4 protein-coding genes are annotated in these 7,556 nt (G+C 73.2%); 1 reads left to right on the top strand and 3 read right to left on the bottom strand.

Annotation, left to right across the window (positions count from 1 at the left end; all coding sequences use genetic code 11):
- Positions 1 to 45: 45 nt before the first annotated feature.
- The 3 genes from HCN56_RS21615 to HCN56_RS21625 all read right to left on the bottom strand — a co-directional run bounded on the left by HCN56_RS21615 (position 46) and on the right by HCN56_RS21625 (position 6,810).
- The gene (locus HCN56_RS21615; RefSeq protein WP_167973668.1) at positions 46 to 5,064 is read right to left on the bottom strand and encodes an NAD-glutamate dehydrogenase; all 5,019 of its coding nucleotides are present in this window, start codon (positions 5,062 to 5,064) and stop codon (positions 46 to 48) included.
- Between the two features lie 365 nt (positions 5,065 to 5,429).
- Positions 5,430 to 6,221, bottom strand: coding sequence for an HAD family hydrolase (locus HCN56_RS21620; RefSeq protein ID WP_167973670.1), 792 nt, complete (start codon positions 6,219 to 6,221; stop codon positions 5,430 to 5,432).
- Positions 6,222 to 6,306: 85 nt separating this feature from the next.
- On the bottom strand, positions 6,307 to 6,810 hold the full coding sequence (locus HCN56_RS21625) for a DUF6912 family protein (RefSeq protein ID WP_167973672.1): 504 nt from the start codon (positions 6,808 to 6,810) through the stop codon (positions 6,307 to 6,309).
- A gap of 144 nt (positions 6,811 to 6,954) precedes the next feature.
- Between HCN56_RS21625 and HCN56_RS26680 the strand changes: the two genes are divergently transcribed.
- A complete protein-coding gene (locus HCN56_RS26680; protein WP_245246863.1) occupies positions 6,955 to 7,449 on the top strand; it encodes an Rv3235 family protein in 495 nt (164 codons plus the stop codon).
- The last annotated feature ends 107 nt before the right edge of the window (positions 7,450 to 7,556 follow it).

A 7,556-nucleotide genomic window follows, 5' to 3' on the forward strand; every position in this document is an offset into this window, starting at 1 on the left:
GCCCACCGGCCGGCCGCACGTGGGCGACCGGCCGGCAGGCGGCAGTCAGCGGTTGGAGCGCAGCAGCGTCCGCATGGTCCGCATGGCGACCGAGAGGTTGGCCAGGTCGAAGGTGTCCGACTCCTGGATCTCCCGGAGGGTGGCGCGGGCCCGGCCGAGGATGGCCTGGTTCCGCTCGCTCCAGGCGGCGAACCGCTCCTCGGGCGCGTCGCTGGTCTCACCGGCGGCGAGCACGTCGGCGGTGATCAGCTGGTGCGCGGCGTAGAGGTCCTCCCGGATCGCGGTCCGCGCCATCGACTGCCAGCGGTCGGCCCGCGGCAGTTCGCTGATGCGGTCCTGCAGCCGCGAGATGCCCAGCTGGTCGGCGAGGTGGTAGTAGACCTGCGCGACGTCCAGCAGGTCGCGGCCGGTCCGGTCGGCGACGGCCACCACGTCCAGGGCGGGGAAGGCCGCCGAGAACCCGGCCACCTGCTGGGCGAGTTCGCCCGGCACGCCCTGCTCCACCAGCTCGTCCTGGACGGAGGTGTGCCACTCCAGGTCCTGACCGCGCAGCAGCTTGGGCAGCTCCTGCCAGACCTGGCCGACCCGCCCCGCGAACAGGTCGATCGTCTCGGCCAGTTGCAGGGGCTGCGGACGGTTGTTGAGCAGCCAGCGCGCCGCCCGCTCGACCATGCGCCGCGAGTGCAGCCTGATCCGGGTCAGGGTCGCCGCGTCGACCTGGTTGTCCAGCCGCTCCGCGGTGTCCCAGATCTGGTTGAGCGCGAAGATCGCCCGGGCCGCGGTGTGGGCCCGGAGGATCTCCTCGGTGGAGGCTCCGGACTCCTCGTGCATGCGGTGCACGAACGAGGAACCGCCCACGTTGATGGTGTCGTTGACCAGCATCGTGTTGATGATCTCGCGGCGCAGCGCGTGCCCGGCGACCCGGTCGGGGAACTTCTTGCGCAGCGGGGCCGGGAAGTACAGCTGGAGCAGCCGCTGGGCGTAGGGGTCGTCCGGCAGCCCGGTCCCCATCAGCTCCTCGGTGATGGCGAGCTTGGAGTAGGCCAGCAGCACGGCGAGTTCGGGCTGGGTGAGCCCCTCCCCGGCGTGCAGCCGCTCCTGGATCTGCTCGTCGTCGGGCAGGAACTCCAGCGTGCGGTCGAGGTGGCCGTCGGCCTCCAGCCGGCGGATCAGCCGCTGGTGGGCGAGGAGGAGGCTGGGCGAGGTGGTGAGGTCGTTGGCAAGGGCGACGTTCTGCGCGTAGTTGTTGCGCAGCACGATCTCCCCGACCTCGTCGGTCATGCGGGCCAGCAGCCTGTTGCGCTGCTTGACGGTCTGGTCCCCGTTGGCGACAACGCCGTTGAGGAGGATCTTGATGTTGACCTCGTGGTCGGAGGTGTCCACGCCGGCGCTGTTGTCGATGGCGTCGGTGTTGCAGTGGCCGCCGCGCTCGGCGAACTCGATCCGGCCCAGCTGGGTCATCCCGAGGTTGCCGCCCTCACCGATGACCTTCGCCCGCAGCTCCCGGCCGTCGACGCGGATGGCGTCGTTGGCGCGGTCGCCGGCGTCGGCCTGGCTCTCCTGCGAGGACTTGACGTAGGTGCCGATGCCGCCGTTCCACAGCAGGTCGACCGGGGCGCGCAGCACCGCCTGCATCAGCTCGTTGGGGGTCATCGTCGCCGTGCGCCCCGGAATGCCGAGCGCGGCGCGGACCTGCGGGGTGACCGGGATGGACTTCGCGGTGCGGGGGTGGATGCCGCCGCCCTTGGAGATGAGCGAGGTGTCGTACTCCGCCCAGGAGGAGCGGGGCATCTCGAACAGCCGGCGCCGTTCGGCGAAACCGGTGGCCGCGTCCGGCTCGGGGTCCAGGAAGATGTGGCGGTGGTCGAAGGCGGCGACCAGCCGGATCTGGTCCGAGAGCAGCATGCCGTTGCCGAAGACGTCGCCGGACATGTCGCCGATGCCGGCGACGGTGAACTCCTGGGTCCGGGTGTCGTGCCCGAGCTCCCGGAAGTGGCGCTCGACCGACACCCAGGCGCCGCGGGCGGTGATGCCCATGCCCTTGTGGTCGTAGCCGGCGGAGCCGCCGGAGGCGAACGCGTCGCCGAGCCAGAAGCCGTAGGACTGGGCGACCTCGTTGGCGATGTCGGAGAAGGTGGCGGTGCCCTTGTCGGCGGCGACCACCAGGTAGGTGTCGTCGCCGTCGTGGCGGACCACGCCGCGCGGCGGGACGACCTCGCCCTCCACCAGGTTGTCGGTGATGTCGAGCAGGCCGGAGATGAAGGTCCGGTAGCAGGCGATGCCCTCCGCCAGCCAGGCGTCGCGGTCCGAGGGGGCGGGGAGCCGCTTGGCGACGAACCCGCCCTTGGCGCCGACCGGCACGATGACGGTGTTCTTGACCTCCTGCGCCTTCACCAGGCCGAGGATCTCGGTGCGGAAGTCCTCCTTCCGGTCGGACCAGCGCAGCCCGCCGCGGGCGACCTTGCCGAAGCGGAGGTGGACGCCCTCCACGCGCGGCGAGTACACCCAGATCTCGTAGGCGGGACGCGGCTCGGGCAGGTCGGTGATGGCCTGCGGGTCCAGCTTGGTCGCGAGGTAGGGGTGGGGCTCGCCGTCCTCGCCGGTCTGGAAGTAGTTGGAACGCAGCGTCGCGGTGATGACGGTGCGGAAGGCCCGCAGGATGCGGTCCTCGTCCAGGTTGGAGACCTGGTCCAGGGCGCCGTCCAGCTCCTCCAGGATGCCGTCCGTCAGCTCCCGGCCGGCCGTCTGCCGCTCGGGGTTCAGGCGCGCCTCGAAGAGGGAGACCAGCAGCCGGGTGGTGTGGACGTTCTTGCGGAGCGTCTCCTCCATGTTCTCGCGGGAGAACCGGGCGCCGGCCTGCCAGAGGTACTTGGCGTAGGAGCGCAGCACCATCGCCTGCCGCCAGGTCAGCCCGGCGGCGAGCACCAGCGCGTTGATGCCGTCGTTCTCGGCGGCACCGGTCCAGGCCGCGGAGAACGCGTCCTGGAACCGCTCACGGGTGTCGCTGGTGAGTCCCGCGGCGAGGTGCTCGGGGATGCGCAGCCCGAAGTCGTAGATCCAGGCGGCGGAGCCGTCGGCGGGGCGCAGCTCGTAGGGGCGCTCGTCGACGACCTCGACGCCCAGGCAGTGCAGCACCGGCAGCACGGCGGAGAGGGAGACGGGGGCGCCGGTGCGGTAGATCTTGAGGCGTCGCTCGCCGGGGGCGGCGCTGACCGGTTCGTAGAGGCTCAGCGCGAAGGGGTGGCGCCCGTCGCCGCCGGGGGCCGGGGAGCTGGTGGCGCCGGACTCCGGTCCGAGTTCCAGGACGTACTGGAGGTCGGCGACGGCGGCGCGCGGCGGGAAGTCCGCCTTGTACCCCTCGGGGAAGGCGTTGTGGAACCGGCGGCCGACCTCGGCCGCCTGCTCCTCGCCGCACTCCGCCAGCAGCGCCTCGGCGAAGCCGTCGGTCCAGGAGCGGGACGCCTCGGCGAGCCGGGTCTCGATGCGGTCGACGTCGGCCTCGGTCAGCTCGGCGAGTTCGGTACCGGGCTGCACGCGAATGACGAAGTGGAGCCGTGAGAGCACCGACTCGGTGTTCCAGGCGGTGAAGTCGACGTTGGTCCCGCCGAGTTCCTCGCTGAGGATGTCGACCAGCCGCAGCCGCACCGAGGTGGTGTAGCGGTCGCGCGGCAGGTAGACCAGGGCCGAGTAGTAGCGGCCGTACTCGTCCTGCCGGAGGAACAGCCGCAGCCGGCGCCGCTCCTGGAGCTGCAGCACGGCGGTGGCGATGGAGCGGAGGGTGTCCACCGGCGTCTGGAACAGCTCGTCGCGCGGGTAGGTCTCCAGGATCTGGAGCAGGTCACGGCCGCTGTGCCCGTCGGGGGCGAATCCGGCGGCGGCGAGCACCTCGGAGACCTTCCGGCGGATCACCGGGACCCGGCGGACGGACTCGGTGTACGCGGCGGAGGAGAACAGGCCGAGGAAGCGGCGTTCGCCGGTGACGTTGCCGTCGGCGTCGAAGGTCTTGACGCCGACGTAGTCCAGGTAGGAGCGACGGTGCACGGTGGCGCGGCTGTTGGCCTTGGTGAGCACCAGCACCCGCGGCTCGCGCGCCTTGGCGCGGGCGGCTGCCGAGAGCCGGTCGAACGCCGGGGACGCGGCCGTCCCGCTGTCCGGGTGGTAGGGCGGGTTGCCCGCCGGGTGGTGCGTGGGGTCGGAGCGGAGCACGCCGAGACCGCTGCCGGGGACGGCGGTCAACTGGTCGTTGCCGGCGCCGTTGTCGCGGCGGTCCAGCCGGTACTCGCGGTAGCCGATGAAGGTGAAGTGGTCGTTGGCGAGCCAGCGGAGCAGCTCGCGTGCCTCCTCGACCTCCTGGTCGGCGATGAGTTCGCCGGGGACGTCCTCGGGGAGGCCGTCGGCGATGCGGAGCGCCTGACCCCGCATCTTCTGCCAGTCCTCGACCGCCTCACGGACATCGCTGAGGACCCGGCGGAGGTCGGCCTCGATCTCCCCCAGGTCCTCGCGGTCGGTCTCGCGGTCGATCTCGACGTGAATCCAGGACTCGATGACGGCGTCGGCCGGCAGGTCCTCGGGCTCGTAGTTGGTGGCGCTCTCGCCGTACGGGTCACGGCCGGCGTCGAGCACCTCCAGCAGCTTGCCGGTGATGTCGCGGCGGACGATCATCTGCGGATGGACCACGAGGTGGATGCCGCGGTCCTGCCGGGACAGCTCGTTGGTGACGGAGTCCACCAGGAACGGCATGTCGTCGGTGACGACCTCGACGACGGTGTGGCTGCACGTCCAGCCCATCTCGTCGACGGTGGGCGTGTAGACGCGGACGTTGGCAGTGCCCTGCGGGCGGGCGCCGGCGAGCCGGAAGTGGGAGAGGGCGGTGCCGCAGACGTCGACCGGGTCGCGCCCGGTGAGGTCCTCGGGCGCCACGAAGAGGTAGTAGCGCTGCAGGTAGGCACGGAGTGCGGCCGCGTCCATCCCGTGCGAGGGCTGGCCGTTGTTGGGCCCCCGGTCCGCCACTTCGGCGGCACGCTCCAGTAGTTCGGCCTTGCCTTCATCCAGCTTGCTGTGCATTCCTCGCAGCTCCTGTCGCGCGCCGTTGCGGGACGTCGTGGTCGGGCGTCTGGGTGGGCGGCTCCGGCGCTCTGCGGCCGGTGCCGTCGTCGCCGTTCATCCCGCGCGACATCGGCCGTGCTCCGGCCGAGAGGTACGGGCGGGCGGCGACGGGATCGGCGGACCACCCACCGTGGGCCCCCGCGGATCGGCGGGGGCGGGCACGGCGCGGGAGGCGGCTCTGCCCCCGGCGGGTCTCGCACTGATCACGCCTGCCAGGCTATCCCCTCGGCCCCCGGGGCCGAACATGTCCGCAGTGGGCAAGACCCGCGCCGAAAGTTGGCCCTTCCGGACAGAACCGCCGGTGGGACCGGCGCGTCGCACGGTCAGACCACCAGGGTCCGCGCGACGGCGACCGCCTCGGTCAGCGTGTCGACCACCGGGACACCGACCTTCTCCAGGCTGGCACGACTGTGCGAACCACCGGAGTAGAGCACGGCCTTGGCGCCGGCGTGGCGGGCGGCGCGGGCGTCGTCCGCCGCGTCGCCGATGACGACGGTGCGCTCCGCAGACACCCCGGGCAGCTCCGTGACGTGCCGGGCCATGGCGGCGGCCTTGCCCTCGCGGGTGCCCGTGCCGAGGTCGCCGTCGATGCGGACGAAGTGGCGCTCGATGCCCAGCCGCGCGACCCACGGCAGCAGTCGGTCGTGCGGGGCCAGCGAGCAGACCGACTGGGTCCCGCCGCCCGCGGTCCACCCGGCGAGCAGGTCGGCGCAGTCCGCGGCGAGTTCCGCGCGTTCGCACCGCGCGAAGTAGTGGCGGTGGAAGGCGCCGTCCATCACCTCCCACTCGGCGGCGCTGGGGACCCGGCCCAGCAGCCGCTGGTAGAACCGGGGGATCGGCACGCAGTACAGCTCGCGGTAGTGCTCCAGGGTGATCGGCGGCATCCCGATCTCGTGGAAGGAGGCGTTGGTGGCCTCCAGCACCACGTCGATGTCGTGGAGCAGGGTGCCGTTCCAGTCCCACACGATGTGCGCGCCGTCCCAGGTGTCCCCGGCCGGCGCGGCGCGCTCGGCGGCGGCCGCCACGGCGACGACCGGGGGCGGCGGGGGCTCCGCAGGGCCGGGCACGGCCGCAGGCGTCACGGTGGACGGGGTTCCCGAGGGCTGCTGATCCATGGCTCGACCGTACGGGAGGGCTCGGACACCGCGCACGCCACCCGTGGCGATCGGACCGGTCGGGCTCGCGGGCGGGTCCGGCCGGTCAGACCAGGGTGTCGATCTCCTGGACGGCGTACCAGAGCAGTTCGTGGTCGGCCGCTCCGTCCACCGCCAACCGTGCGTCCTCGTCGCCCCGCGCCGCGCCGTCGAGCGCCGCGACGGCGGCCGCGACATCGGCGGCGGCGTCGTCCGCGTCGACGTGCACCGCGGCGACGTCGGCGAGCGGCACGACCGAGCCGAGGACGACCTCGCTCACCGCGTCGGGGTCGAGCGCCCGGTCGGGGTCGGTGCGCGCCGCGTCGTCGGCCACGTCCACCGCGAGCACCACCCGCCGCGGCGGAGCGCCGCCGTCGGCGGCCAGCAGCGCCAGTGCGGCGTGCGCCGCCCGCCCCAGGGCCGCGTACTCCAACTCCTCCTCGCCGCCCGCCGCGTACCACTCGCGCAGCGCCGGGGTCACGGCGTGCGCCGTCAGCGGCGTGGGCGCCACCTCACCGGTGCGGTGCAGCTCGGCCAGCCGGGGGAGGGTGAGAGGCAGGTAGACGCGCATGGGCCCAAGGATACGGCCGGACCACGAGCCGGGCCGCGTCGCGCGGCACCGGCGACACCCGTCCCGAAACGGTTGCCTCGTACGTGACGACATGATTACACTCCGCTGTTGTTACCGAGGGGTAGCACACGGGGAGGGGTCTTCATGGGGGTCAGCACACGCCGTCCGGGCACGGCACCAGCGACGGGGACGGGGGCGGGCTTCCGCCGGGCGGGCACCACGGCGCCGCGCGGGCCGGCCGGGCCGGGTCCGAACCGGGGCGGCCGACCGCGCCGCCCGGGAGCACCGGACCCGGCGCGGCCGCACGACTGGTTCGCCGAGAGACTCGTGCAGGTGCTCAGCGGACGCAACCCGGTCCACACCCTGATCGGCCACGTCCGGCAGGAGGCGTTCGAGCAGCTCGTCCGGCTCGCCGACTCCGCGCCGCTGCGTGACGGCGGTGCGCAGTCCGCCGTGCGGCGGGTCGGCTTCTGCCGTCCCGCCGCCGGGGTGCTGGAGGTGTTCGCCCGGGTCGGGTCGGCCGACCGGCTGCGGGCGCTGGCGTTCCGCCTGGAGCATCGGCGCGGCCGCTGGTGGTGCAGCGCGGTGGAACTCGGTCCCGGTCCCCGCCGCCGCGCCCGCGTCCCCGGCGGCGGCTGAGACCGGCGCACGGCGCACGGCGGCCGACGGCGGGCGCCGTCCGACAGGTGCCGTCCGACAGCCCCGGCAGGACAACGGCGCGGGGCCGCGTCCCGATCCCTCGGGAC

It is taken from the genome of Streptomyces lonarensis (genome assembly GCF_012033735.1).
GTDB lineage: Bacteria > Actinomycetota > Actinomycetes > Streptomycetales > Streptomycetaceae > Streptomyces > Streptomyces lonarensis.